This is a genomic window from Nocardioides cavernae (genome assembly GCF_016907475.1).
GTDB classification, from domain to species: Bacteria; Actinomycetota; Actinomycetes; order Propionibacteriales; family Nocardioidaceae; genus Nocardioides; species Nocardioides cavernae.
The window spans coordinates 4,541,059-4,567,931 of record NZ_JAFBCA010000001.1 but is presented as its reverse complement, the minus strand read 5'-3'; the positions used below and the strand labels follow the sequence as shown (position 1 = coordinate 4,567,931).

Below are 26,873 nucleotides of genomic sequence, written 5' to 3'. Positions count from 1 at the left end.
CAGCTCCGACGGGGCAGGATGTGCGACGTGCCGACCTTCCTGGACCTGCTCTACGACGAGGCGCCGCTGGCCGCCTTCGACGAGCACCTCGCGCAGTGCGAGGCGGGCCTGGGCGAGGCCGATGCGACCGTGGTGCGCTCGGAGTACGACGTGGCGGTGCGGCTGCGCGACCTGATGGGCCGGATGCGCTCCCGGGAGGCCGAGCTCTCCGCGCTCTACGAGACGGCCTCCGACCTCACCGCCATCCGCGACGTCGACACCATCCTCGCGGCGATCGTGCGCCGAGCGCGCCAGCTGCTGCACTGCGACATGACCTACCTCTCGCTCAACGACGAGAGCGACGGCGCGTCCTACATGAAGGTCACCGACGGAGCGCTGACCCGCGAGTTCCAGACCCTGCGGCTGCCGCTCGGCACCGGCCTGCTGGGCCTGGTCGCCCAGACAGGTGCGGCCTACTTCACCGAGGACTACGCCTCGGACGAGCGGTTCGTGCACCAGGGCTACATCGACGAGGCGGTGGCCGGTGAGCAGATCCGCGCCATCCTCGGCGTGCCCCTGGTCCTCGACGGCGTGGTGATCGGGGCCCTCCTCGCGGTGCACCGGTCCGTGCGCCGCTTCCCGCAGTCGGAGGTCAGCCTGCTCACCTCCTTCGCGGCCCACGCGGTGGTGGCGCTGGAGAACGCCCGCCTGTTCGTCGAGCTCGACGAGGCCAACCGCTCCCTCACCCGGCACACCGAGGCCGTCGACGCCGCGGCGCTGGCCCACGACCGGCTCACCGACCTGCTCATCGGCGGTGGAGGCGTGGCCGAGGTGGCCGAGGTGCTCTCCGGCGTGCTCCACGGCGCGGTGTCGGTGTGGACGCCGACCGGCGAGCTGTTGGCGGGGGACGACGCACCGCAGGCGCGGCCGGACGCGGTGCCCGATGCGGTCGCCGAGGCGGTGACCTCGGGCCGCTCGGTGGCGACCGGATCGGGGCTCGTCGCCGCCGCGCTCGCCCGCACCGAGCACGTCGCCACCCTGGTCCTGCGACGCGACGAGCCCCTCGACCTCGCGGGTCGTCGTACGCTCGAGCGCGGAGCGCTGGTCACCGCGCTGGTCCTGCTCTTCGCCCGCTCCGTCACCGACGCCGAGGAGCGCCTCGGCGGCCAGCTCCTCGCCGACCTCCTCGAGTCCGACCCCGACTCTCGCGAGCGGTTGCGCGACCGCGTACGACGGCACAGCGCCAGCCTCGACGGTCCCGTGGTGGTCGCCGCCGCCACGGTCGACGGCGCCGACCGGCACCGCGCCAGCCGCGCCGCCGTGGCACTTGCGCGGCGCAGCTCCGGCCTGGCCGGCGAGCACCGCGGCGCGGTGGTCGTCGTGGTGCCGAGCGAGGACCCCCGCCGGGTGGGGGCCGACCTGCAGGCGGCCGTGGCCGAGCTCGGGGGAGTGGCGACCGTCGGCGTCGCCGGCACGAGCGACGCGCTCCACGGTGACCGGCTGGTCACGGCCCACGACGAGGCGCGCCGCTGCCTCGACACGCTGGTCCGCCTCGGTCGCCGCGGCGCCGTGAGCGACCCGGCGGGCCTCGGTGTCGCCCGGCTCCTCCTCGGTGACAACGACCCGGCGCACGTCACCGCGTTCATCGAGGCCACGATCGGGCCCGTGCGCGCATGGGACGAGCGTCGGGGGACCGGGCTGGTGGCCACGCTCGAGGCGTGGTTCGCGAGCGGGGGGCACCTCAAGGACACCGCGGCCGCGCTCCACCTGCACCCCAACACCGTGACGCAGCGGCTCGAGCGCGTCGGCGAGCTCCTCGGGGCGGGGTGGCGCGAGCCCGAGCGGGCGCTCGACCTGCAGCTCGCGCTCCGCCTGGCCCGGTTGCAGGACGGCTGATCCACGCCCGAAGGTGTGGTTCGCCCACACGTTCGGACCGCAAGTGTAGCCGCATCCCCCATGTGCGCTCCGTCACTCCGCTCCCTACGGTGAGGGCCATGACCACCGCCACCCCCTTCCCACCGCATGCCCTCACCGGACGCCGGGCCCTGGTGACCGGCGGCGCCAGCGGCATCGGTGCGGCGGTCGCGGCCCGGCTCGCCGAGGCCGGCGCCGAGGTCCACCTGCTCGACCGTGACGACGAGGGCGTCGCCAAGGTCGCCGCGCAGGTGCACGGCACCCCGCACGTCGTCGACCTGACCGACGAGGCGGCCATCGCCGCCCTCGACATCGACGTCGACATCCTCGTCAACAACGCCGGCATCCAGCACGTCGCCCCGGTCGAGGAGTTCGACCCCGAGCGGTTCCGCGCGATCCACGCGCTGATGCTGCATGCGCCGTTCCTGCTCGCGCGCCGGGTCCTGCCCGGCATGTACGCCCGGGGGTGGGGCCGGCTCGTCCACGTCTCGAGCGTCCACGGCCACCGCGCTTCGGCCTACAAGTCGGCGTACGTCAGCGCCAAGCACGGCCTCGAGGGGCTGTCGAAGGTCATCGCGCTCGAGGCGGCCGACAAGGGGGTCACCAGCAACACCGTCTGCCCCGGCTACGTCCGCACGCCCCTGGTCGAGGGCCAGCTCGCCGACCAGGCCCACGCCCACGGCATCGCCGAGGACGAGGTCCTCGACTCCGTCCTGCTCGCCCGCACCCCGCTCAAGCGGCTCGTCGAGCCCGAGGAGGTCGCCGACGCGGTGGCCTTCCTGTGCAGCCCGGCCGCGACCTCGATGACCGGGTCCTCCCTCTCCCTCGACGGCGGCTGGAGCGCCGCGTAGCCCCACCCCGCCACGCCTCCTGATCTCCCCCCATGAAAGGCACGTCATGAGCACCGACACCACCAGCACCGCCGGTCGCGGGGCGTCCGGCACCGAGCCGGAACGCACCAACATCGTCAAGGTCGTCTTCGCCTCGCTGATCGGCACCGCCGTCGAGTGGTACGACTTCTTCCTCTACGGCTCCGCCGCGGCGCTCGTCTTCGGCACGCTGTTCTTCCCCGAGAACGACCCCGCCACCGCGACTCTGCTGGCCTTCGGCACCTACGCGCTCGGATTCGTCGCCCGCCCCCTCGGCGGCATCGTCTTCGGGCACTTCGGTGACAAGGTCGGGCGCAAGAAGATGCTCGTCGCGTCGCTCTTCCTCATGGGTATCGCGACCTTCGCCATCGGCCTGCTGCCGACGCACGCCTCCATCGGCGTCGCCGCGCCGCTCCTGCTGCTGACCTGCCGCCTGCTGCAGGGCTTCGCGGTCGGCGGTGAGTGGGGTGGCGCCGTCCTGATGGCCGCCGAGCACGGCGACGACGCCCAGCGCGGCTTCTGGTCCTCGTGGCCGCAGGCCGGCGTGGCGCTGGGCAACCTGTTCGCCACCGGCGTGCTGTGGGTGCTCGCGGCCGTCCAGTCCGACGCCGCCTTCGAGTCCTGGGGCTGGCGCGTGCCGTTCCTGCTGAGCGCCGTGCTGGTCGCGGTCGGCCTGTGGGTGCGCCTCTCGATCGAGGAGTCCCCGGTCTTCACCGAGGCCAAGGCCGAGCTCGAGACCAAGGAGTCCCCGCACCTGCCGCTGGTCGAGGTCTTCCGCAAGTACCCCAAGGAGGTCCTGGTGGCCATGGGGATGCGCATGGCCGAGAACATCTCCTACTACCTCTTCACGATCATCTCGATCTCGTTCCTCACGATCTACGCCGGCACCGCCGACGACAAGTCGCTGATCCTCAAGGCGCTGCTGATCGGCTCCGTGGTGCACTTCATCACCATCCCGCTGGTCGGCGCGCTCAGCGACCGTGTCGGGCGTCGACCCCTGTACCTCGTCGGCGCCGTCGGCGTGGCGGCATGGTCGTGGGTCTTCTTCGACCTGATCGCCTCCCGCTCCGAGGGCAAGATCATCCTTGCGATCGTCGTCGGCCTCGTCCTGCACGCGCTGATGTACGCCCCGCAGGCCGCGTTCTTCTCGGAGCTCTTCGGCACCTCGGTCCGCTACACCGGTGCCTCCGTCGGCTACCAGCTCGCCTCGATCTTCGCGGGCGCCCTCGCCCCGATCATCGCGATCGAGCTGCTCGGCGACGCGAGCGAAGGGGTCACCAACGTGCCCAAGGTGGCGATCTACATGACGATCGCGTCGGTGATCACCATCATCGCCGTGCTGGTCGCCCAGGAGACCAAGGCGACCTCGCTGCGCCACGACCGGGTGCTCCAGGACTGAGCCTGCCCGCCCGCGCACGGGCCGTCGTCCCTCGTGGACGGCGGCCTGTCGGCGTACGGGCAGGTCAGCGGGTCAGGGCGACCGGCACGCGGGTGACGCCCCCGCGGGCACCGAGCCAGACCAGCATGCCGTCGTCGAGCCGCCCGGGAGCGGTGGGACCGGAGACCGTGATCGTGAAGTCGGCCGACTCGCCGGGGGCGAGGCGTACGGCGAGGGGCTGCACCCGCACACGGTGGGTGGTGAAGCCGCGCGTGGTGACCGAGAAGTACTCCGGGCGGGTGCCGATGTTGGTCACCGTGCGCACCGCCCGGCGCTGCCGCGCCGGCATCAGGAGCGACGTCGTGTTGAGCCGCGCGAGCGAGTGGTGACGCATCGCGCGGCGCCACTGCTCGGGAGCGACCTCGAGCGCGAGGTGGGCGCTGGGAGCGCGGCTCGGGAGGGCACCTGCGCCCTGCTCGAGGACGGAGGAGCCGGGGATCGGGCGGGCCGACGTCGCGAGGAGCGACCGGACGACCGAGGCCGACCGGTCGGGGTGCTCGCCGAGGACGAGCGCGGCGAGCCCGCTCGCGTGGGCGGTGGCCGCCGAGCTGCCGCTGAAGACGCCCCACGTGCGGCCGGTGGACTCCGGCAAGGCGCCGAGCACGGCGTCGCCGTCGGCCACGGCGTCCGGCTTGACCGACGTCCCGCGGGGGTCGCCGGCAGCGCTCCACCGGGCCGTACGTCGCGTCCCGGGGTCACCGGCGACGCGGGAGACCGTCACGCGGGTGCCGGGGTGGCGCGACACCCAGCGGCTGAAGGTGCGACCGGCCGACGCGGACAGGTGGACCGTCGGGACGGAGTGGAGGTCGGCGGTCACCGAGCCGGGGCGCCGGTTGACGAGCACCATGGCGCGGCCACCGGCCTGCGCGACGGACTCGGACTTGTCGATGCGCCCGATAGCGCCCCGCTGGCAGACCACGACCCGGTCGGCGACCAGGCGCGAGTCGAGGGCCCCGAGGCGGCACTGCGCGGCCTCGCGTCGCGACGCCCCGGGGGTCGCCGCGTCCTGGGCCAGCACGGCGCGGCCTCGCACGGTGGCTGGACGCCCGCCGCCGTCCCACGACCGGCCGCCGGGGAGCGCGACCCGGCCCCGCGACATCCGGCCGACGGCGGCGCCGACGGTCGTGACCCACGGGGCCGCGTGCGCGGCGTAGGCCGACCTGCCTGCGTTGCCGGACGCGCCGATGACGACCACGTCGGCCTCGGCGGCGCCGAGGAGCGCGACCTGCAGGGTGTCGATGAGCTCGCCCCCCGCGAGGGCGAGGCTGAGGACGTCGACGCCGTCGGCGACCGCGGCGTCGACCGCGGACACCACGTCGGCGGTCGAGCAGCCGTCGTCGGCGGGGTCGGGTGCTCCCCAGCAGGCCTTGTAGGTGGCGACCCGCGCCTGCGGGGCCACGCCGCCGAAGAAGCCGGCGTCACGGTCGTCGACCCGGACGCTGACGCCGGCGTTGCCGGCCGCGACCGAGGAGACCTGCGTGCCGTGGCCGAGCGCGTCGCGGGGCGACAGCGACTCCGACGACCTGACGCGGTCGGCGCCGAACCCGTCGACGTACCAGCGCGCGCCGACGATCTTGCGGGTGCAGTCGTCGGCCGTCCAGCCGTCGCCCTCGGCGCAGCCGCCGGCGAAGCCCTCGGGGTCGGCGCCGAGGCCCGGCACCTCCGCGAAGGCCGGCGACTCCGGCGCGATGCCCGAGTCGACGACACCGATCACCACGCCGGCTCCACCTCGCAGGCGCGGGTTGCTCGCGGCGCCACGGACGGCTGCGAACGACGTGCGCCCGGCCATCGGGCGGATGGAGTCGGGCTCGACCGAGGCGACGCCGGGCTGGTCGACGAGGGCGGTCAGCTGCGCCTCGGTCAGCCGGACCGCGAAGCCGTTGAGCGCGGTGGTCCAGCGGTAGACGGGCTCGCCCGCACCGACGGCGGTGAGCACGGCGTCCTGCTCGGCCAGCAGCTCGGGTGCCTCCGCGCGGCCGGCCGCGGTGCCGCCGCCGTTCATCGTCACGAGGGCGAGGGCGCCCGGCGCAGCGGTGGGCGGGGCATCGCCGGCGGTCGCGACGGCGGGGACGGACAGGCCGAGGGCGAGCGTGAGCAGGCCGCAGCCGATCAACCGTCTGGTCCGTCGTGTCGGCACGTGTCTCTCCCGCTCAGCAGCTGTGGTCGCCCTCCGTTCCCAGCGGTGGGGCCCCCGAGCCTCCCATGGTCCCAGCAGTGGCGTCACCAAATCAAAGCCCTCCCCCAGGACCCGGCGCCACAACCCGTTGGTCGGGGGTCGGTGGAGCCCCCTATCCTGTGCCCGGCCGGGTGGAACCACGCGGCGCCGAGTGCAGAGCTGAGTGGGGTGGACCGTGCCGAGTGGCAAGGTGAAGTGGTACGACACGGAGAAGGGCTTCGGCTTCCTGTCGCAGGAGGACGGCCCGGACGTCTACGTCCACGCCGACGCGCTGCCCGAGGGCACGACCACGCTCAAGGCCGGCACGAAGGTCGAGTTCGGCATCGCCCAGGGCCGTCGCGGCGACCAGGCGCTGCAGGTGCGCGTCCTCGACGCCCCCGCCTCGGTCGCGCGCAACCAGCGCAACGCCCAGCGCAAGCAGCCGGAGGCGATGGTGACGATCGTCGAGGACCTCATCAAGATGCTCGAGGGCGTCGAGGAGACCTACCGGCGTGGCCGGCACCCCGAGCGTGCCGCCGCGCGCGGCACGGCGAAGGTGCTGCGCGCCCTCGCCGACGAGCTCGACGCCTGATCCACCGCGCCATCCACCGCGACTGACGGCGTCGTCAGGTGCGCGCGGGCCGTGACGCCCGGTCCGAGCGGCTGAACAGCACGAACGCCGCCCAGAGCCCCAGGACCCCGGCCGCGATGCCGAGACCGAGCTGCGGCATCAGCGGCATCACGATGCCCACGAAGCCGCCGATGACCCACGCCAGCTGAAGCGTGGTGTCGGAGCGGGCGAACGCGCTGGCCTGGATGCGGCTGGGGATGTCGCGCTGGATCGTCGAGTCGAGGGACAGCTTGGCGAGCGACTGCGCCAGGCCCGCTGTCAGCCCGAGCAGCACCAGGGTGGCGAGCCCGTAGAACAAGGCCGCCAGGGTCGCGACGACGACGTCGGCCAGCAGCGCGAGCACCACCGTCATCGCGGGGTTCAGGCGTCTGAGCAGCGACCCGATCGTGATGCCGATGGTGTTGCCGAGGCCCGCCGCGCCGATCACGAGCCCGAGCAGCACCTCGGGCCGCCATTCGCCGATCGGGTTGTCGCGCAGCAGGAACGCCATGAACATCGTGAGGAAGCCCGAGAACCACCGCGGTCCACAGTTGGCCCGCAGCGCGAACGCCACCGCCCCGGGGATGCGGGTGCGCGGGCGTCGGCCGGTGCGCACCTCGTCGGTCGAGCCGGTCAGCACCATCTCGCCCTCGCCCTGGCTGGCGTCGACCTTCTGCGGGAGCCGGATCGCCCAGATCGTCGCGAGGACGAAGACCAGGAAGCCGTAGCGCAGCGACCACTCCGGGCCGAAGGTCGAGGCGAGGATGGCGAGCGGCGCGGACAGGCCCGCGCCCACCACGCCCGCGAGGGACACGCGGGCGTTGGCCTTGACCAGCGTCAGGTCGGGCGGCAGCAGCCTGGGGACCGCGGCGGCGCGCGTGACGCCGTACGCCTTGGAGGCGACGAGGCAGCCCAGCGCCGCCGGGAACAGCCAGTCGGACTCGGTGACCACGGCCGTCGCCAGCACCCAGCAGAGGAAGCAGCGGATCGCCATGGTCGCGCCCACGGCCCACCGGCGGCCGTGGCTGAAGCGGTCCAGGAACGGACCGATCAGCGGCGCGACGATCGCGAAGGGCAGCATGGTCAGGCCCAGGAACAGCGCGACCTGGCCGCGCGCCTCCCCGGTCGGGACCTGGAAGAACAGGGTCCCGGCGAGCGAGATGGCGACGGCGGCGTCACCGGCGGCGTTGAAGGCGTGGAGCTCGATCAGTCGCGAGAGTCCCGAGTCGCCGGCGCCCTCCGCGCGGGTGGCCCGCCGCGTCTGCGCGACCGCGAACTGCCCGGCGGTCCCCGCGCCGCGACCGGCCGCCCGGGCTCCTCGGGCAGCCCCGGCGAACGAGCGTCGTACGGCGCCCGCGCGGGGTGCGCCGGCTCCCGTCCCGGGTGCATCGGCGCCCGAGCGGGGTGCGTCGGTGGCGGTGTCGGAGCGCTCCGACTGCGGACCCGGGGCGGGTTCGGGGCGGTCGGACGTCACTGCACCATCTTGACGTACGGCTCCCGGCTCCGCGCCCGACACCCGCAGGTCTGGTCCCGTCCGGCGTCCCCGACGGGACAGGACCACCAGCCATTTGCCATGATGCGCAGGTGATAGCTCTCCCCGCTCGTGCCGGCAAGCCCGACTCGGTCCTCGCCAAGGCCGTGGAGCTGGCGCGCAGCGTCGTCCTCGAGGTCGCCGAGCCGACCGACCTCGGCGACCACCTCGGCGCCCGCGCCGAGGGCGAGCGCGTCGTCACCCACCACTTCTCCTGCACCCGCCCGGGCTACCCGGGCTGGTACTGGTCGGTCACCCTGACCCGCGCCAAGCGCGGCAAGGACCTGACCGTCAACGAGGTCGTCCTGCTGCCCGGCGACGAGGCCATCGTTGCGCCTGACTGGGTGCCCTACAAGGAACGCCTCCAGCCCGGCGACCTCTCGCCCGGCGACCTCCTGCCCGTCGAGGACGAGGACGCCAGGTTGGTCCCGACCTACTTGGTCGGCGACGACCCGATCGACACGCCGCTCGACGGTGACGCCCGGGCGCAGGTGCGCCGCGTGGCCGAGGACCTCGGGCTGGGCCGCGTCCGCACCCTGAGCCGCGAGGGACTCGACATGGCGGCCGAGCGCTGGCACGCCGGACCCGGCGGTCCGGAGGCGCCACTGGCGAAGAGCGCGCCGGACACCTGCTGGTCCTGCGGCTTCCTGGTCCGTCTCAACGGGTCGCTGTCGATGAGCTTCGGCGTCTGCGCCAACGGCAACGCCAACGACGACGGCCGCGTGGTCACCGTCGATCACGGCTGTGGCGCGCACTCCGAGGTCAAGCTCGCGCGCAAGCAGCAGCCACTCCCGCTCCCGGACCACGTGCACGACACCGTGGTCGACGACGAGCTCGAGCCCCTCTGAGGCGCACGGTCCCGACCCGGGCGCCGGGTCAGCGGCCCAGGACCCACACGGCGTAGTCGTCGACCGGCTCGTGCAGCTCGTAGCTGCCGAACCGGTGCACCACCCGCAGCCCGGCCGCCTCCACGTCGGCGACGAACTCCTCGGCGGGATAGGTGCGGCTGCCGGCCTTGACCGCCTGCAGGTGGAAGCCCACGAGGGCGCGCCCGCTCGGGGCGAGCAGGTCGCGCACCCGCTGCAGGACGCTCCGCTCGGTGCCCTCGGCGAGGAAGATCATCACGTTGCCGACGAGCACCGCGAGCTCGAACGTGCCCAACTCTGCCGGGTCGAGGGCGAGCGCGTCGTGGGGGAGGACGGCGAGGTCGGCGTACGTCGCCCTCGACTGGTCGCGGAGCGCCGGGTCGGGCTCGGTCGCGACGACGTCGTGGCCCCGAGCCGCCAGCTCGGCCGCGACGCGGCCCATGCCGGAGCCGATGTCGATGATGCGGGCGCCGCGGGGGACCAGGGCGTCGGCCAGCCGGGCCTCCCCGGCGACGTCGGCGCCCTGAGTGACGAGGTCGGCGAAGTGGCGTCCGTAGCCGCGGTTGTCCTCGCCCGCGAGCTCCCAGCGCGTCGGCGTACGACTCATGCGAGGACGCTCATCGGACCGCCTGCTGCGAGGCCCGCTCCTTGCGGCGGCGACGGCAGTACTCCAGACCGCAGAGGCCGAGCCCGAAACCGGCGAGGCAGGTCCAGAGCCACCAGGTGCGGCCGCTGTCCTCGAGGGCGCCCCAGAAGGGCAGCAGGCCCAGGAAACCCAGCAGCCACAGCGCGGTGCCGACCTCGGTCGTGCGGACGCCGTCGACGTCGAGCGGCTCGACCTGCGCCACGATGTAGGTGCGCCGACCGATCTCGTGCTGCGTCGGCTGCTCGTCGCCCAGGTCCACGCGCTCACGCTACACGCGGGCACATCCGCGAAACACGGACGTAGCACGGTTCTGCCACACTGCCGTTTCGTGACCGAACAGACCCAGACCGCACCGCAGCGACCGCAGGCCGGCGGCCTCGACGGATTCTTCAAGATCAGCCAGCGAGGCTCGACCGTCGGCCGTGAGGTCCGCGGCGGCCTCGTGACCTTCCTGACGATGGCCTACATCATCGTGCTGAACCCGCTCATCCTGGGCTTCGTGCCCGACTCGACGGGCGCCTTCCTGGGTGGCGGGGCCGAGCCGGGCAGCGGCATCCCGGCCATCGCGGCCGGAACGGCGCTGGTCGCCGGCGTGCTGACCATCGCCATGGGCGGGTTCGCCAACTTCCCGCTCGCCCTGGCCACGGGGCTGGGCCTGAACGCGTTCGTCGCCAACACGATCGCCCGCCAGTCCACCTGGGAGGCGGCGATGGGGCTCGTGGTGCTCGAGGGCATCGTGATCCTGCTGCTCGTGCTCACCGGCTTCCGCAAGGCCGTCTTCCACGCCGTCCCGCAGCAGCTCAAGGTCGCGATCTCGGTCGGGATCGGCCTGTTCATCGCCCTCATCGGCTTCGTCGACGCCCGCGTCGTGACCCGCATCCCCGACGCCTTCCAGACCACCGTCCCGGTCCAGCTCGGCGCCGACGGCCACCTCGGCGGCTGGCCGGTGCTGGTGTTCTGCCTGGGCCTGGCGCTCATGATCGCCCTCTGGGTGCGCAAGGTGCGCGGCGCGATCCTCATCTCGATCCTGGTCACCACCGTGGTCGCCGTGGTGGTGGAGGCGATCGCCGAGCTGGGTGCCGCGTCGGGCGACAACCCCACGGGCTGGTCGCTCAGCGTGCCCACCCTCAGCGGCGACATCGTCGGGCTGCCGTCCTTCGACACCCTCGGAGAGGTCGACCTGTTCGGCGCCTTCGGCAGCGCCGGCACCGGTGTGCTGGCCGCGCTGCTCCTCGTCTTCTCGCTGCTGCTGGCCGACTTCTTCGACACGATGGGGACGATGACGGCCATCGGCGCCGAGGCCGGCCTCAACGACGAGGAGGGCACGCCGCCCAACGCCCAGCGGATCCTGGTCGTCGACTCGGTCGCCGCGATCGCCGGTGGCGCCGCGGGCGTGTCGTCCAACACGTCCTACATCGAGAGCGCCTCGGGTGTCGGCGAGGGCGCCCGCACGGGCCTGGCCTCCATCGTCACCGGTGCGCTGTTCCTTCTCGCCACCTTCTTCACGCCCCTCGTCGCGGCCATCCCGTCGGAGGCTGCCGTCCCGGCGCTGGTGCTGGTGGGCTTCCTGATGATGCAGCAGGTCACCGAGATCGACTGGCGCGACCTCGAGGTGGCCATCCCGGCGTTCCTCACCGTCGTCCTGATGCCCTTCACCTACTCGATCTCGGTCGGCATCGGCGCCGGCTTCGTGGCGTACGTCTTCATCAAGGTCGTGGTCGGCAAGGCCCGGGAGGTCCACCCGATCATGTGGGTCGTCGCGGCCCTCTTCGTCGTCTACTTCGCCTACACGCCGATCAGCGGCTGGCTCTCCTGACCGTCTGAGGCCCCCCGCGGGCCCTCGCCATCCTGTTGACGAAGTCCCCGCACGTGCGGGGACTTCGTCACATGTAGGCGGTTGCAACCCCCTCCACGTGACGGACTTCCCCACCAAGCCCGGGAGCTCGACGGCCCGGCCGCCCACGTGGACCACGTCGTCCGCAGCGGAATAGTTAGCACAAGTAATGAGTTATGCTAACGATATGCCGACCGCTGACCTCCGCACCGATGCCGGGCTCGCCTCAGAGCTCCGGGCCGGTGTCATGCGCCTGCGCCGCCGACTCGTCAACGAGCGCCACCCCGACAACGACCTGAGCATCCCGCAGATGGTCGTGCTCGGACTCCTCGTGCGGATCGGCGAGCAGACCGTCGGAGAGCTGGCCCGCGCCGAGCGCGTCCAGCCGCCGTCGATGACCCGCACGGTCAACTGCCTGGAGAGCGACGGCTACGTCGAGCGCCGTCCCCACGAGACCGACGGACGCCAGGTCGTCGTCTCCATCACCGACGCCGGTCGTGCCGCCGTGCTGGCCGACCGCCAGCGCCGCGACGCCTGGCTGTCCCAGCGCCTCGCCGGACTCACGTCGGCCGAGCGCGCCACCCTCCGCGACGCGGCGCCGATCCTGGCCCGGCTCGCCGTCGCCGACTGACCACCTGACCGAATGACCGACTGAGGAGTCACCACGAGTCCCACGTTCCGCTCCCTCTCCAACGCGAACTACCGCCTGTACGCCGCCGGCGGTGTCGTGTCCAACACCGGCACCTGGATGCAGCGCGTCGCCCAGGACTGGCTGGTGCTCGAGCTCGCCGTCGGGTCCGGCGCCACCGCGCTGGGCATCACGACCGGGCTCCAGTTCCTGCCGTTCCTGCTGCTGACGCCGTTCGCCGGCCTCGTCGCCGACCGGATGCCCAAGCAGCGACTGCTGCAGCTCACCAACCTCGGCATGGCGCTCCCCGCCGCCGTCCTCGGCATCCTCGCGGTCACCGGCGTCGCCGAGGTCTGGCACGTCTACGTCCTCGCCTTCCTGCTCGGCTCGGCGTCGGCGTTCGACGCGCCGGCGCGGCAGTCGTTCGTCTCCGAGCTCGTCGAGCCGGGCGACCTGACCAACGCCGTCGGCCTCAACTCCGCCAGCTTCAACGCCGCCCGGCTCGTCGGCCCCGGCCTCGCCGGCCTGCTCATCGCCGCCTTCGGCGGGGGATCGGTCGCGACCGGCTGGGTCATCCTGCTCAACGCGGTGTCGTACGCCGCCCCGATCTGGTCGCTGCGCCACCTCGACGCCAGCCGGATCGACGCCGCGGCGCCCGCCGACCGCGGGCCAGGCGCGATCCGCGAGGGCGTGGCCTACGTCCGGGCGCGCCCGGACCTGCTGCTCGTGCTGGGACTGGTGTTCTTCGCCGGCACCTTCGGCCTCAACTTCCAGATCACGTCCGCGCTGATGGCCACCGAGGTGTTCGGCAAGGGGCCCGAGGAGTTCGGCCTCCTCGGCACCTTCCTGGCTGTCGGCTCGCTGACCGGTGCCCTGCTCGCCGCGCGGCGCACCCAGGTCCGCCACCGCCTCGTCGTGGGCGCCGCACTGGCGTTCGGCCTGTCGGTGATGCTCGCCGGGCTGATGCCCTCCTACCTCACGTTCGCGCTGCTCGCGCCGGTCACCGGCCTCACCGCGCTGACCTTCATCACCAGCGCCAACACCTACATGCAGCTGCACACCGACGCCGGGGTCCGCGGCCGGGTGATGGCCCTCTACCTGATGATCTTCATGGGCGGCACGCCGGTCGGCGCGCCCATCATCGGTTGGATCGGCGAGGAGTACGGCGCACGCTGGACGCTGCTGGGCGGCGGGCTGCTCACGATCGCCGGTGTGGCCCTCTCCGCGGGCCTCTACCTCAGGGCCGACCGGGCACGGCGCGAGCGCGACCGCCGCGTGCCCGAAACGGCCGTCCAGGCGGCGACAGCGGCATTTTGATTCTGCCGTGGCGCACGAGTAGCCTCAATCCTCGTGTCTGGCACGTCCAGACCCATGCCCATGCTCCGGAATCCGCGGCCTCTCATGCCGCGCGCCCCGGCTGGCCACGGAATTCGCAACAGGCACGCGCAACAACGCATGACACCCGAGCCCGGCACCTCGCCGGGCCGTGACAGCAGACAGAGAGAGGGAACCACCAGGTGCCCACCATCAACCAGCTGGTCCGCAAGGGCCGCCAGGACAAGGTGTCGAAGAACAAGACGCCTGCCCTGAAGGGATCCCCGCAGCGCCGAGGCGTCTGCACCCGCGTCTACACGACCACCCCGAAGAAGCCGAACTCCGCCCTCCGCAAGGTCGCCCGCGTGCGCCTGAGCAGTGGCGTCGAGGTCACCGCCTACATCCCGGGTGTCGGTCACAACCTGCAGGAGCACTCGATCGTGCTCGTGCGCGGCGGCCGTGTGAAGGACCTTCCCGGTGTCCGCTACAAGATCATCCGCGGCTCGCTCGACACCCAGGGTGTCAAGAACCGCAAGCAGGCCCGCAGCCGCTACGGCGCGAAGAAGGAGAAGTAATGCCTCGCAAGGGTCCCGCTCCCAAGCGCCCCCTCGTCGTCGACCCGGTCTACGGCTCCCAGCTGGTCACCCAGCTCGTGAGCAAGGTCCTGCAGGACGGCAAGAAGGCTGTGGCGCAGCGCATCGTCTACACCGCTCTCGAGGGCTGCCGCGAGAAGACCGGCACCGACCCCGTCGTCACGCTCAAGCGCGCGATGGACAACGTCAAGCCGGCCATCGAGGTCAAGTCCCGCCGCGTCGGCGGCGCGACCTACCAGGTCCCGATCGAGGTCAAGGCCAACCGCTCCACGACGCTGGCCCTGCGCTGGCTCGTGGGCTACGCCGCCGACCGCCGCGAGAAGACCATGTCCGAGCGCCTGATGAACGAGATCCTCGACGCGAGCAACGGCCTCGGTGCCGCTGTGAAGAAGCGCGAGGACACCCACAAGATGGCCGAGTCCAACAAGGCCTTCGCTCACTACCGCTGGTGACGGCGAGGGGCCGTACGACCCGCACCGCGCGTCGTACGGCCCCTCACCCCACGAGCTCCCACCAACTTCCGAGGGACTGAGACACAACAGTGGCTGTCGACATCACCACCGACCTCAACAAGGTCCGCAACATCGGCATCATGGCGCACATCGACGCCGGCAAGACCACCACCACCGAGCGCATCCTCTTCTACACCGGCATCACCTACAAGATCGGTGAGGTCCACGAGGGTGGCGCCACGATGGACTGGATGGAGCAGGAGCAGGAGCGCGGCATCACCATCACGTCCGCCGCGACGACCTGCTGGTGGAAGGACCACCAGATCAACATCATCGACACGCCCGGCCACGTGGACTTCACCGCCGAGGTCGAGCGCTCGCTGCGCGTCCTCGACGGCGCCGTGGCGGTGTTCGACGGTGTCGCCGGTGTCGAGCCGCAGACCATGACGGTGTGGCGCCAGGCCAACAAGTACTCCGTCCCCCGCATGTGCTTCGTCAACAAGCTCGACCGCACCGGAGCGGACTTCTTCCGCTGCGTCGACATGATGGTCGAGCGCCTCAACTCCACCCCGCTGGTGCTCCAGCTCCCCATCGGTGCCGAGTCCGACTTCCTCGGTGTCGTCGACCTGGTCGGCATGCGTGCCCTCACCTGGCGCGGCGAGACCACCATGGGCGAGGACTACGAGGTCGAGGAGATCCCGGCCGAGCTCGCCGAGCAGGCCGCGGAGTACCGCGAGAAGTTCATCGAGACGCTCGCCGAGGCCGACGACGACATCATGGAGAAGTACCTCGAGGAGGGTGACGAGAACTTCACCGTCGCCGAGCTCGAGGCCGCGATCCGTCGCGCCACCCTCGCCGACAAGCTGAACCCGGTCCTGTGCGGCACCGCGTTCAAGAACAAGGGCGTCCAGCCCCTGCTCGACGCGGTCGTCAAGTTCCTGCCGTCGCCGCTCGACATCGACGGCATCCAGGGCCACTCGGTCAAGGACGAGAACGAGGTCATCGTTCGCCAGCCGTCCGACAGCGAGCCGTTCTCCGGCCTCGCCTACAAGATCGCCTCCGACCCGCACCTGGGCAAGCTGATCTACGTCCGCGTCTACTCCGGCAAGCTCGAGGCCGGCTCCACCGTGGTCAACTCGGTCAACGGCCGCAAGGAGCGGATCGGCAAGGTCTACCAGATGCACGCCAACAAGCGTGAGGAGATCGCGTCGGTCGGCGCCGGCCAGATCGTGGCCGTGATGGGTCTGAAGGACACCAAGACCGGTCACACGCTCAGCGACCCGAACAACCAGGTCGTGCTCGAGTCGATGACGTTCCCGGCCCCGGTGATCGAGGTCGCGATCGAGCCCAAGACGAAGAGCGACCAGGAGAAGCTGGGCACCGCGATCCAGCGCCTCTCCGACGAGGACCCGACCTTCACGGTCAAGGCCGACGAAGAGACCGGCCAGACGATCATCGCCGGCATGGGCGAGCTGCACCTCGAGATCCTGGTCGACCGCATGAAGCGCGAGTTCCGCGTCGAGGCGACCGTCGGCAAGCCGCAGGTGGCCTACCGCGAGACCGTCCGCAACACGGTCGAGAAGCACTCCTACACCCACAAGAAGCAGACCGGTGGTTCGGGTCAGTTCGCCAAGGTTGTCGTCAACCTCGGTCCGAACATCGACCCGGAGACCGGCACCGGCGCGGGCTACGAGTTTGTCAACAACGTGTCCGGTGGTCGCGTGCCGAAGGAGTACATCCCCTCGGTCGACCAGGGTGGCCAGGAGGCCATGGAGTTCGGCGTGCTCGCCGGCTACCCCATGGTGGACGTGAAGTTCTCCCTCGAGGACGGCGCCTACCACGACGTCGACTCGTCCGAGCTCGCGTTCAAGATCGCCGGCAACCAGGCCTTCAAGGAGGCCGCACGCAAGGCCAAGCCGGTCCTGCTCGAGCCGATGTTCGCCGTAGAGGTCACCACGCCCGACACGTTCCTGGGCACCGTGATCGGCGACATCAACTCGCGTCGTGGCCAGATCCAGGCTCAGGAGGAGCGTCACGGCGACATGGTCGTCAACGCCCTTGTGCCCCTGTCCGAGATGTTCGGGTACGTTGGCGACCTGAGGTCCAAGACCTCCGGTCAGGCGTCGTACTCGATGGAGTTCGACTCGTACGCCGAGGTTCCCACGAACATCGCCGACGAGATCATCAAGAAGGTCCGCGGCGAGTAATCTCGCCCGGATCCTCGGCACCAGCACCACCCCACACCCACGAGTCAAGTAACAACAATCAGGAGGAGCCCCAGTGGCTAAGGCGAAGTTCGAGCGGACCAAGCCGCACGTCAACATCGGCACCATCGGTCACATCGACCACGGCAAGACGACGCTGACCGCGGCGATCACCAAGGTGCTGCACGACAAGTACCCGAACCTCAACGAGGCTTCGGCGTTCGACCAGATCGACAAGGCTCCCGAGGAGCGCCAGCGCGGCATCACGATCTCGATCGCGCACGTCGAGTACCAGACCGAGGCGCGCCACTACGCGCACGTCGACTGCCCCGGTCACGCCGACTACATCAAGAACATGATCACCGGCGCGGCCCAGATGGACGGCGCGATCCTCGTGGTCGCCGCCACCGACGGCCCGATGCCGCAGACGCGTGAGCACGTGCTGCTCGCCCGCCAGGTCGGCGTGCCGGCCCTGGTCGTGGCGCTCAACAAGTGCGACATGGTCGACGACGAGGAGCTCATCGAGCTCGTCGAGATGGAGGTGCGCGAGCTCCTCTCCGAGTACGAGTTCCCGGGCGACGACATCCCCGTGGTTCGCGTTGCTGCCTTCCCGGCCCTGCAGGGTGACGAGAAGTGGGGCGAGTCGATCGTCGAGCTCATGACGGCGGTGGACGAGTCCATCCCGACGCCCGAGCGCGAGACCGACAAGCCCTTCCTGATGCCCGTCGAGGACGTCTTCACGATCACCGGTCGTGGCACCGTCATCACCGGTCGCATCGAGCGCGGCATCGTCAAGGTCAACGAGGAGGTCGAGATCATCGGCATCCGCGAGACCGCCCAGAAGTCGACCGTCACCGGTGTCGAGATGTTCCGCAAGCTCCTCGACGAGGGCCAGGCGGGCGAGAACGTCGGTCTGCTCCTCCGTGGCACCAAGCGCGAGGACATCGAGCGCGGCATGGTCGTCATCAAGCCGGGCACCACGACGCCTCACACGAACTTCGAGGCCTCGGTCTACATCCTCAGCAAGGACGAGGGCGGCCGTCACACGCCGTTCTTCAACAACTACCGTCCCCAGTTCTACTTCCGTACGACTGACGTGACCGGTGTTGTGACCCTGCCCGAGGGCACCGAGATGGTCATGCCGGGTGACAACACCGAGATGTCGGTGGAGCTCATCCAGCCCATCGCGATGGACGAGGGCCTGCGCTTTGCCATCCGCGAGGGTGGCCGCACGGTCGGCGCCGGCCGCGTCGTCAAGATCACCAAGTGATCGCCGCCGGTCACTGACCGGCACCGCAACATCCGAGACCCCGTCTCCCGCAAGGGAGGCGGGGTCTCGTGCGTCGGGGTCGGACCTGCCCGGCAGGATGGGAGCCATGGGGTTCACCAGGGCCGAGCTCGAGTCCTTCCGGGACGTGGAGGTCCCCGACCTCCTCCCGGCCGCCGGCCAGCCGTTGCGGCTGCTCTTCGTCGGCATCAACCCGGGCCTGTGGACCGCCGCCACGCAGTCCCACTTCGCCCGCCCCGGCAACCGGTTCTACCCCGCGTTGTTGCGCGCCGGGATCCTCACGTCCGCGATCGACCCGGCAGCGGGCATGAGCGACGAGGACCGCGACGTGCTCCGGCGGCAGGGGATCGGCATCACCAACGTGGTGGCGCGCGCGACGGCACGGGCCGACGAGCTCACGGCAACCGAGCTGCGGGAGGGCGGGGAGCGGCTCCGCGCACTCGTGGCCGATCGCCGCCCGGGCGTCGTGGCGGTTGCCGGCGTCACCGCCTACCGCACGGCGTTCGGCGAGCCCCGGGCCACGGTCGGCGAGCAGCCCGGACGCTGGGGCGCCTCGCGCGTGTTCGTGGTGCCCAACCCGTCGGGGCTCAACGCCCACGAGACCATCGCCACGCTGGCCCGGGCCTACGCCGAGGCGGCGCGGGCAGCCGGGGTGCTCGGGAGCACGCCGGAGCCGTGACCCGACCCCGCGGTGCCGGGAGCGCCCGTCAGGCGGCGTACGGCGGCGGGAGCAGGCCGTGCTGGACGAGCAGCCACTCGACCCGCTCGCGCTCGTGGTCGAGCTCCTCGCCGGGCGGGAGGACCGCCAGCAGGTGAGGGCACCTCGTCATGTCGGCGGCCTCGCCGAGGACCCGGTCGTAGGCCAGCCGGCAGCCCTCGTACTTCGCGAAGCGCATCCCGCCGCGGTGGAAGGTCGAGTGGAGCCGGCGCAGGTCTGCGCCCACCCGCTCGACCGGTCGGTGGAGCGGGACCACGTCGGCCCCGTGCCGCCGCGCGCGCCGCGCGCGCCGTGCAGCGGCTCGGGCGCTGCGCCACTCGGCGAGGTCGCCCCGGAGGGCGGCGCAGGCCAGTCGGAGCAGCACCAGGGCCAGCAGCAGCGCGCCGACGGTGATGAGCCAGCTCCTCATCCGTCCACGGTACGCCGGGCGCGCTCCGGGCGTCAGCCCATGTCGACCCCGTCGAAGTCCTCGGGGACGTAGTCCCGCTTCTCGACCAGCACCATCCAGTTGCCGGAGTTGTCGCGCATCAGGGCCTCGACGCCGTAGGGCCGATCCTCCGGCTCCTGCAGGAACTCCACGCCCTTGGCCTTGAGGTCCCGGTAGGTCGCGTGGCAGTCGTCGACGTTCATCCCGATGCCGGGCAGGCCGCCCTCGTCCTGAGCGCGCTTCATCGCCTCGATGAGGTAGTCGGGGAGGGGGCCGCTGGGAGTGGTCAGGTGGAGGTGGACCTCGGGCTGCTTCGAGTGGAAGACGGTGCACCAGCGGAAGTCGGGTCCGAGCTGCAGGTCGTCGCCGACCTCGAAGCCGAGGACGTCGGTGTAGAAGGCGAGGGACTCGTCGATGTCCTTCACCCAGACGGACAGGAGGGAGATGTTGGTGATCATGCGACGAGCCTAGGAAGGACCGGCGCCGTCCTGCTTCTCCTGCGTTGCGGTCGTGTCCGCACCGCGCCTCTCGACGAGCCCGGCCATGAAGACGTAGCACCCGGGGATGCGCGGGTTCCCGGCCGCGGCGTAGCGCCGCTGGAAGTCGCTGGGGCTCTCACCGACGATCTCGCGGAAGCGGGAGCTGAACGAGCCGAGGCTGCTGTAACCGACGGCGTGGCACACCTCGGTCACGGTCAGGTTGGCCGCACGCAGCAGGTCCTGGGCCCGTTCGACGCGGCGCTCGGCGAGGTACGCCGCCGGCGTCCGGCCGTAGGTCATCGCGAAGGACCGGATGAAGTGGTAGCGGCTCATCCCGGCGAGCTGCGCGAGGTGGTCGAGGTCGAACGGCTCGGCGAAGTGCCGATCGAGGTGGTCGCGCGTGCGGCGCAGGTGCACCAGCACGTCGCCGGGGACACGTCGCGGCCCGGTCGTGCGCCCGGTCATCCGAGCAGCGCCTCCACGGCGCCGCGGAACGCCGACGTGTGCGCATCGACGTCCGACCTGTCGTGGAACGGCGAGAAGAGCGACATGTTGTGGAACGGCGCCAGCAGCACGCCGCGGTTGACGGTCCAGAGGTGGAAGAACGCGTCGAGCTCCTCGTCGACGGCGGCCGCGGCCTCCGCGCCGGTGCGCGGCGGCGGGCAGAACCAGTACTCGGCCCGGCAACCGAGCCGTTGGACGTGCCACGGCAGGTCGTGCTGGGCGATGACGTCCCGGATGCCGTCGGTGAACTGCTCGGCCAGCGGGATCGAGACGTCGAAGTCCTCCTGCCGGAGGGCGGTGGAGAGGGTGGCCCGCACGGCGGCCATGGCGAGCGCCGACCCCGACAGGGTGCCGCCGACGCCGGCGACGTCGATGTCGTGCCCGAGCATCGGACCCTCGAGCCGCGAGGCGACCTCCTCGGTCATGCCGTAGGCCGCGACCGGGATGCCACCTCCGATGGGCTTGCCGATGACCACGAGGTCGGGGTCGAGGTCCCAGGCCGCCGTCGCGCCGCCCGGTCCGGCGCAGATCGTGTGCGTCTCGTCGTTGACGAGCAGCACGCCGTGGCGCCGGGTCACCTCCCGGACGCCGGCGAGGTAGCCCTCGTCGGGCAGCACGATGCCGATGTTGGTGAGCGCCGGCTCCATCAGCAGGCACGCGACGTCGCCCTCCGCGAGCCGCGCGTCGAGGGCGTCGAGGTAGTTGAACGGCACGACCGCGGTGGTGGTGGCGACGTCGACCTGCGGTCCGAGCGCGCCGGGCCGCGCGACGACCCGGTCGCCCGCACGGCCGTGCTCGAGGACGCCGAGCGTCTCGTCGACCGTGCCGTGGTAGCACCAGTCCATCACCGCGATCCGCGGGCGGCCGGTGAGGTGGCGCGCGAAGCGGAGCACGAAGCGGTTGGCGTCGGTGGCCGTCATCGCCATCTGCCACCGGGGCAGTCCGAAGCGGCGGCTGAGCTCGCCGGCGACCCATGCGGCGTCCGTGGAGGGCAGCATCGTGGTGATGCCGCGCTCGGTGCGTTCACGCACCGCCTCGGCCACCGCCGGCAGGCAGTGGCCCGTCATCGAGCCGGTGTCGCCGAGGCACAGGTCGACGTGGTCGATGCCGTCGACGTCGGTGAAGCGGCCTCCCGCCGCCGACTCGACGAACAGCGGGAAGGAGCCCGGCCAGCGGGTCATCCACGGCATCGGTACGCCCGCCAGGAGGTGCTCGCCCGCCTCCTGCGCCAGCCGCGCCGAGGTGGGGTGCAGGTCGACGAAGCGCTGCTCCTCCTCCGCGTGCAGGGCGGCCAGCCGGGACCGGTCGACCGTCGTCACGGACACCTCACAGGGCGCTGCCGACGTACTTGGTCTCGAGGTACTCCTCGATGCCCTCGAAACCGCCCTCGCGGCCGAAGCCCGAGTGCTTCACGCCACCGAAGGGGGCGGCGGGGTTGGACACGATGCCGGTGTTGATCCCGACCATGCCGAAGTCCAGCGCCTCGCTGACGCGGAGCACACGGGCGTGGTCGCGGGTGAAGACGTAGGCCACCAGGCCGTACTCGGTGTCGTTCGCCCGCCGGACCGCCTCGTCCTCGTCGCCGAAGGTGGAGACCGGCGCGACGGGGCCGAAGATCTCCTCGCGGAACACCCGTGCCGAGGCGGGTACGTCGACCAGGACCGTGGGCGGGTAGAAGTGCCCGGCACCGTAGGGGACCGCGCCGCCGACGAGCGTCCGCGCACCGCCGGAGACGGCGTCCTCGACGAGCTCGTGGACGCCGGCGCGGGCCTTCTCGGTGATGAGCGGACCCACGTCCACCCCGTCCTCCGTGCCGTCCCCGACCGTCAGGGCTCCCATGCGCTCGGCGAACCGGCGGGAGAACTCCTCGGCGACCGACTCGTGCACCAGGAACCGGTTGGCCGAGGTGCACGCCTCGCCGATGTTGCGCATCTTGGCCAGCATCGCGCCGTCGACGGCGGCGTCGAGGTCGGCGTCCTCGAACACCACGAACGGGGCGTTGCCGCCGAGCTCCATCGACACCCGGAGCAGCTGGTCGGAGGCCTGGGCCACCAGCTTCTTGCCGACCACCGTGGACCCGGTGAAGGTGAGCTTGCGCAGGCGCGGGTCCTTGATGATCGGCTCGCAGACGCCCCCGGAGTCGGTCGTGGTGACGACGTTGAGCACGCCGGCCGGCAGGCCGACCTCCTCGAGCAGGGCGGCCAGGGCGAGCATCGTGAGCGGCGTCTCGTGGGCCGGCTTGACCACCATCGTGCAGCCGGCGGCGATCGCCGGACCGATCTTGCGGGTCCCCATCGCGAGCGGGAAGTTCCAGGGCGTGATCATCAGCGTCGGGCCGACGGGGCCCTTCATGGTGATGAGCCGGGTGTTGCCGGCCGGTGCGGTGGAGTAGCGGCCGTGGATGCGGACGGCCTCCTCGGAGAACCAGCGGAAGAACTCGGCCCCGTAGGCCACCTCGCCCTTCGCCTCCGCCAGCGTCTTGCCCATCTCCAGCGTCATCAGCCGGGCGAAGTCGTCGGCCCTCTCGGTGAGCAGCTCGAAGGCGCTCCGCAGGATCTCGCCCCGCTTGCGCGGCTCGGTCGTACGCCACTCGCGCTGGGCGTCGGCGGCAGCCGCGAGGGCGCGCTCACCGTCCTGCGGCGTCGCGTCCGCGATGCTGGTCAGCACCTGGTCGTTCGCCGGGTTGGACACCTGGAAGGTCGCGCCTCCGGTGGCGTCGACCCAGGTCCCTCCGACGAGGAGCTGCTTGGGCAGGTTGTCGATCACGCTCTCGGTCGCCATCACTCCACCTTGCCACCGGCGGACGAGCCGGCGGCCGCGTCGAAGGCCGCCTCGAAGATGTCGAGCCCCTCGCTCATCAGGTCGTCGCCGATCGCGAGCGGCGGCAGGAACCGGAACACGTTGCCGAAGGTGCCGCACGTCAGCGTCACCAGCCCCTGCGCCGAGCAGGCGCGGTGCACGGCACCCGCGAGGGCGGCGTCCGGCGTACGTCCCGGGCCGTCGCTGACGAGCTCGACCGCCAGCATGGCGCCGCGTCCGCGGACGTCGCCCACCCGGTCGGGGTGGCGCTCGGCGAGGGCGCGGAGCCGCGGCAGGAAGGCGGCCTCGATCTCCCGTGCGCGGGCGGGCAGGTCCTCGGCCTCCATGGTCTCGATCGCGGCGAGCGCAGCGGCGCAGGCGACGGGGTTGCCGCCGTAGGTGCCGCCGAGGCCGCCGACGTGGACGGAGTCCATCACGTCCGCGCGACCCGTGACGGCTGCCAGGGGCAGGCCGCCGGCCATGCCCTTGGCGGTGGTCACCAGGTCCGGGACGACCCCCTCGTGGTCGCAGGCGAACCAGTCGCCGGTGCGCGCGAAGCCGGTCTGGATCTCGTCGGCGATCAGCAGGATGCCCTGCTCGCGGCACCAGTCCGCCACCCGCGCGAGCCACCCCGGCGGCGGCACGATGAACCCGCCCTCGCCCTGGATCGGCTCGATGAGCACCGCGGCGCAGCTGTCCTCGCCCACCTGGGTGTGCACGGTCGCGACGAACGCGTCGAAGGCCTCCTCCGCGCACGCCTCCGCGCCACCCGGCCAGCGGTAGGGGTAGGCCATCGGTGCCCGGTAGACCTCGCCGGCGAACGGGCCGAAGCGGTGCTTGTAGGGCATCGTCTTGGCCGTCAGCGCCATCGTGAGGTTCGTCCGGCCGTGGTAGGCGTGGTCGAAGACCACGATCGCGTCGCGGCCGGTGTGGTGGCGCGCGACCTTGACGGCGTTCTCCACCGCCTCCGCCCCGGAGTTGAAGAGCGCCGACCGCTTCTCGTGGTCGCCCGGGGTCAGCTCGGCCAGCTTCTCGCAGACCGCGACGTACTCCTCGTAGGGCGTGACCATGAAGCACGTGTGGGTGAAGTCGGCGACCTGTCGCTGCACCGCCTCGACCACGCGCGGGGCGGCGTTGCCGACCGTAGTGACGGCGATGCCCGAGCCGAAGTCGATCAGCTGGTTGCCGTCGACGTCGCGCAGGATGCCGCCGCCGGCCTGCTCGACGTAGATCGGCAGCGTGGTGCCGATGCCGGCGGAGACGGCTGCGACCTTGCGGGCCTGGAGCGCCTGCGAGCGAGGCCCGGGGATGTCGGTGGCCAGGATGCGTTCCTGGGACAGGGTCATGTTCAGCCTCTTTTCGGGGTCCCTGCGGCGTTGTTCGGAGGAGCGGAGCGGGGGAGAAGAACGTCGTGGGGTGTTCTGTCCTCCATTCCCCAGGGGGATCCGTATCCCTCGGGCTTGGGTGCAGCGAGCAGGTCGAGGAAGGGCTTCGGCGGCAGGGCCTCTGGCCCGAGCACGCCGCTGCCCGACCAGGTGCCGTCGGCCAGGAGTTCCAGCGCGACGACGGGATTGATCGCGGTCTGCCAGACCACGCACTGGGCGCCGTAGTCGCGCATCGAGTCGGCGTTGTCGACCACGTGGTAGAGGTACGTCGACCGTGGCGCGCCGTCCTTGCCGGTGCCGGTGACGAAGAGCCCGGCGCAGGTCTTGCCCTCCATCCGCGGGCCGATCGTGGCGGGGTCCGGCAGGCACGCGGCGACGACGTCGCGGGGCGAGACCTGCACGCCCTTGACCGACACCGGCTCGGTCGAGTCGAGGCCGAGCGTGTGCAGGGTGCGGAGGATGCCGATCATCTCCTCGCCCAGGCCGTACTTGAAGGTGACCCGGTCGGCCTCGACCCAGCGAGGCATGAGGAGCACCTCCTCGTGCTCGACGTGCACGCACTCGACGGGCCCGATGCCCTCGGGGAAGTCGAACACCTCGGGCTCGGAGAAGGGCGGCAGGGTGAAGAAGCCGGCCTCCAGGTCGCCACCGCCCCGCTCCCGCTCCCACACCACGGGCGGGTTGAGGCACTCCTCGATGATGGTCCACATCGAGAAGCCAGGGGCGAACACCTCGTTGCCGTCGTCGTCGCGGATGACGAGGTTGGCGCCGTCGCGGGTGCCGAGCTCGTCGATGTGGTCGAAGAGCTCGTCGGCGGCGTAGCGGGCGAACACGTCGGACAGGCCCGGCTCCACGCCGATGCCGAGGAGGGCGAGCCGTCCCGCCGCCTCCCACTCCGCGGCCCGGACGAACTGCTCGTCGCCCAGCTTGACGCCGACCTTCTCGTAGGGGGCGTCGGGGTGGCGTGCGGACAGGCTCATCGCCATGTCGAGGTAGTCGGCGCCCGCGGCGAGCGCACCGGTGAAGATGGGCATCACGAAGCGCGGGTCCACGGCGTTGAAGACGTGGGTGGCCCGGACCTCGCGTGCGAGTGCGGTCACCGCGTCGGCGTCGGAGGCGTCGACCTGCGCGGCGCTGAAGCGCTCCTCCCCCGTACGCCGCCCGCGCGCCGCCTCGACGGTGCGCTCGGCCCGCTCGACGTCGTAGTCGGCCACCACCCAGGCCTCGAAGAAGTCGCGCTCCACCGCGATCCGGGCCGCGGCGTCACCGACGCCACCGGCGCCGACCATCAGCACGCGCATGGGTCCAGGCACTCGATCTCTCCTAGCGGGAGGGGAAGGGGGTCAGGTCTTGTACTTCGAGGCCCGCAGCGAGCTCACGACCTGCGCGCCCACGACGAGCAGGACGGCGATCACGAACATCGAGAAGCCGATGACGTTGGCCTCGGCGGGGATGCCGCGCCGCGAGGCGACGTAGACGAACTTGGGGAACGTCGACTCGTTGCCGGAGACGAAGTTGGTGATGATGAAGTCGTCGAAGGACAGCGAGAAGGCGAGCATCGCCGCGCCGGCGATGCCGGGCAGGATCAGCGGGAAGGTCACCTTCCAGAAGGTCTGCATCGGGCTCGCGTAGAGGTCCTGGGCGGCCTCCTCGATCCGTGGGTCGAGGGACTGGATGCGAGCCCTGACCGTGACGACCACGAAGCTCACGCAGAACATGATGTGCGAGAAGACGATGGTGCCGAAGCCGAGGTTGATCCCGATGTTGGCGAAGCCCTGCACGAAGATCGTCAGCAGCGCGGCGCCCATGACGATCTCCGGCGTGGCCATCGGCACGAAGATCAGCACGTTGCTGGCCGCCTTGCCCCGGAACCGGTAGCGGACCATCGCCAGCGCCATCAGCGTGCCGAGGACCGTGGCCACGACCGTGGAGATCACGCCGACCTCCAGCGAGGTGACCAGCGACTCGCACACGCCCTGCACGCCGCAGGGGTCCTGCCAGTGCTCCCACGTGAAGCCCTGCCACACGATGTTGGTCTTGCCGTGGTCGTTGAACGAGAAGGCGAACGTGTAGGCGACCGGGAGGAAGAGGTAGAGGAGCACCAGGATCGCGCTGATCATCGCGAAGTGGTTGGCCAGCCAGACCTGGGCGCGCTTGCCGGCGGACGGCCGGTAGGCCGTGGGCGAGCTCGTGGGCGCAGGCGGGGTCGCTGGTGGGGTCGGACGCGTCGTCGTGGTCAT

24 protein-coding genes and 1 pseudogene are annotated in these 26,873 nt (G+C 71.5%); 13 read left to right on the top strand and 12 right to left on the bottom strand.

Features of this window, described 5'->3' with window-relative positions; translation table 11 throughout:
- Positions 1-18 precede the first annotated feature (18 nt).
- The 3 genes from JOD65_RS21540 (at position 19) to JOD65_RS21530 (ending at position 4,161) form a co-directional block, all read left to right on the top strand.
- Positions 19-1,875, top strand: a complete 1,857-nt coding sequence (locus JOD65_RS21540) for a helix-turn-helix domain-containing protein (RefSeq protein WP_191194598.1) — start codon at positions 19-21, stop codon at positions 1,873-1,875.
- 98 nt (positions 1,876-1,973) lie between these two features.
- Complete coding sequence (locus JOD65_RS21535) at positions 1,974-2,744, top strand: 3-hydroxybutyrate dehydrogenase (RefSeq protein ID WP_191194599.1); 771 nt, start codon at positions 1,974-1,976, stop codon at positions 2,742-2,744.
- Between the two features lie 46 nt (positions 2,745-2,790).
- Positions 2,791-4,161 carry an MFS transporter gene (locus tag JOD65_RS21530; protein WP_191194600.1) on the top strand — a complete coding sequence of 457 codons (1,371 nt, stop codon included), beginning with the start codon at positions 2,791-2,793 and terminating at the stop codon, positions 4,159-4,161.
- A gap of 64 nt (positions 4,162-4,225) precedes the next feature.
- On the opposite strand, the gene JOD65_RS21525 is transcribed toward JOD65_RS21530, so the two are convergent.
- Positions 4,226-6,337: a S8 family serine peptidase gene (locus tag JOD65_RS21525; protein WP_191194601.1), complete on the bottom strand. Its 2,112-nt coding sequence runs from the start codon at positions 6,335-6,337 to the stop codon at positions 4,226-4,228.
- Between the two features lie 214 nt (positions 6,338-6,551).
- On the opposite strand from JOD65_RS21525, the gene JOD65_RS21520 reads away from it, so the two are divergent.
- Positions 6,552-6,947: a cold-shock protein gene (locus JOD65_RS21520; RefSeq protein WP_191194602.1), complete on the top strand. Its 396-nt coding sequence runs from the start codon at positions 6,552-6,554 to the stop codon at positions 6,945-6,947.
- Positions 6,948-6,981: 34 nt separating this feature from the next.
- On the opposite strand, the gene JOD65_RS21515 is transcribed toward JOD65_RS21520, so the two are convergent.
- A complete protein-coding gene (locus JOD65_RS21515; RefSeq protein WP_191194603.1) occupies positions 6,982-8,439 on the bottom strand; it encodes an MFS transporter in 1,458 nt (485 codons plus the stop codon).
- A gap of 110 nt (positions 8,440-8,549) precedes the next feature.
- Between JOD65_RS21515 and JOD65_RS21510 the strand changes: the two genes are divergently transcribed.
- Entirely contained in the window at positions 8,550-9,344 is a 795-nt protein-coding gene (locus JOD65_RS21510; protein WP_372440138.1) for a DUF3027 domain-containing protein, read from the top strand.
- Positions 9,345-9,372: 28 nt separating this feature from the next.
- Here JOD65_RS21510 and JOD65_RS21505 read toward each other — a convergent pair whose 3' ends face one another.
- Together JOD65_RS21505 and JOD65_RS21500 are read right to left on the bottom strand one after the other, a co-directional pair.
- Positions 9,373-9,969 (bottom strand): class I SAM-dependent methyltransferase, encoded by a 597-nt coding sequence (locus JOD65_RS21505; protein WP_191194604.1) that lies wholly within the window; start codon positions 9,967-9,969, stop codon positions 9,373-9,375.
- A 10-nt stretch (positions 9,970-9,979) separates the two neighbouring features.
- On the bottom strand, positions 9,980-10,267 hold the full coding sequence (locus tag JOD65_RS21500) for a DUF2530 domain-containing protein (RefSeq protein ID WP_254182517.1): 288 nt from the start codon (positions 10,265-10,267) through the stop codon (positions 9,980-9,982).
- 69 nt (positions 10,268-10,336) lie between these two features.
- Here JOD65_RS21500 and JOD65_RS21495 point away from each other — a divergent pair, with 69 nt between their 5' ends.
- The 8 genes and pseudogenes from JOD65_RS21495 (at position 10,337) to JOD65_RS21460 (ending at position 19,000) form a co-directional block, all read left to right on the top strand.
- Positions 10,337-11,824: an NCS2 family permease gene (locus JOD65_RS21495; protein WP_204811327.1), complete on the top strand. Its 1,488-nt coding sequence runs from the start codon at positions 10,337-10,339 to the stop codon at positions 11,822-11,824.
- A 205-nt stretch (positions 11,825-12,029) separates the two neighbouring features.
- Positions 12,030-12,473, top strand: a complete 444-nt coding sequence (locus JOD65_RS21490) for a MarR family winged helix-turn-helix transcriptional regulator (RefSeq protein WP_224747163.1) — start codon at positions 12,030-12,032, stop codon at positions 12,471-12,473.
- Positions 12,474-12,530: 57 nt separating this feature from the next.
- Positions 12,531-13,787, top strand: a pseudogene (locus tag JOD65_RS21485) (MFS transporter); the annotation flags it as partial.
- 200 nt (positions 13,788-13,987) lie between these two features.
- Positions 13,988-14,359, top strand: a complete 372-nt coding sequence (gene rpsL, locus JOD65_RS21480; RefSeq protein WP_056906817.1) for a 30S ribosomal protein S12 — start codon at positions 13,988-13,990, stop codon at positions 14,357-14,359.
- Positions 14,359-14,829 (top strand): 30S ribosomal protein S7, encoded by a 471-nt coding sequence (gene rpsG, locus JOD65_RS21475; protein WP_191194606.1) that lies wholly within the window; start codon positions 14,359-14,361, stop codon positions 14,827-14,829. Before rpsL ends, rpsG begins: the two co-directional genes overlap by 1 nt.
- A gap of 89 nt (positions 14,830-14,918) precedes the next feature.
- Positions 14,919-17,036: an elongation factor G gene (gene fusA / locus JOD65_RS21470; RefSeq protein ID WP_191194607.1), complete on the top strand. Its 2,118-nt coding sequence runs from the start codon at positions 14,919-14,921 to the stop codon at positions 17,034-17,036.
- A 73-nt stretch (positions 17,037-17,109) separates the two neighbouring features.
- Positions 17,110-18,303, top strand: coding sequence for an elongation factor Tu (tuf, locus tag JOD65_RS21465; RefSeq protein WP_191194608.1), 1,194 nt, complete (start codon positions 17,110-17,112; stop codon positions 18,301-18,303).
- Positions 18,304-18,409: 106 nt separating this feature from the next.
- Positions 18,410-19,000 (top strand): mismatch-specific DNA-glycosylase, encoded by a 591-nt coding sequence (locus tag JOD65_RS21460; protein ID WP_191194609.1) that lies wholly within the window; start codon positions 18,410-18,412, stop codon positions 18,998-19,000.
- A gap of 28 nt (positions 19,001-19,028) precedes the next feature.
- On the opposite strand, the gene JOD65_RS21455 is transcribed toward JOD65_RS21460, so the two are convergent.
- Genes JOD65_RS21455 through JOD65_RS21420 form a run of 8 tightly spaced genes read right to left on the bottom strand, consistent with a single transcriptional unit; the run spans position 19,029 to position 26,873 of the window.
- Positions 19,029-19,448, bottom strand: a complete 420-nt coding sequence (locus JOD65_RS21455) for a hypothetical protein (RefSeq protein ID WP_191194610.1) — start codon at positions 19,446-19,448, stop codon at positions 19,029-19,031.
- Between the two features lie 32 nt (positions 19,449-19,480).
- Positions 19,481-19,924 (bottom strand): VOC family protein, encoded by a 444-nt coding sequence (locus tag JOD65_RS21450; protein WP_191194611.1) that lies wholly within the window; start codon positions 19,922-19,924, stop codon positions 19,481-19,483.
- Between the two features lie 9 nt (positions 19,925-19,933).
- Positions 19,934-20,410, bottom strand: a complete 477-nt coding sequence (locus JOD65_RS21445; protein ID WP_191194612.1) for a helix-turn-helix domain-containing protein — start codon at positions 20,408-20,410, stop codon at positions 19,934-19,936.
- Positions 20,407-21,768, bottom strand: coding sequence for a transaminase (locus JOD65_RS21440; protein WP_191194613.1), 1,362 nt, complete (start codon positions 21,766-21,768; stop codon positions 20,407-20,409). The genes JOD65_RS21445 and JOD65_RS21440 overlap by 4 nt, the downstream gene beginning before the upstream one ends.
- A 7-nt stretch (positions 21,769-21,775) precedes the next feature.
- Positions 21,776-23,230, bottom strand: a complete 1,455-nt coding sequence (locus tag JOD65_RS21435) for an NAD-dependent succinate-semialdehyde dehydrogenase (protein WP_191194614.1) — start codon at positions 23,228-23,230, stop codon at positions 21,776-21,778.
- Positions 23,230-24,594, bottom strand: coding sequence for a 4-aminobutyrate--2-oxoglutarate transaminase (gene gabT, locus JOD65_RS21430; RefSeq protein ID WP_191194615.1), 1,365 nt, complete (start codon positions 24,592-24,594; stop codon positions 23,230-23,232). Before gabT ends, JOD65_RS21435 begins: the two co-directional genes overlap by 1 nt.
- 2 nt (positions 24,595-24,596) lie before the next feature.
- Positions 24,597-25,946: a saccharopine dehydrogenase family protein gene (locus JOD65_RS21425; protein ID WP_307821320.1), complete on the bottom strand. Its 1,350-nt coding sequence runs from the start codon at positions 25,944-25,946 to the stop codon at positions 24,597-24,599.
- A gap of 30 nt (positions 25,947-25,976) precedes the next feature.
- A complete protein-coding gene (locus tag JOD65_RS21420) occupies positions 25,977-26,873 on the bottom strand; it encodes an ABC transporter permease (RefSeq protein WP_191194616.1) in 897 nt (298 codons plus the stop codon).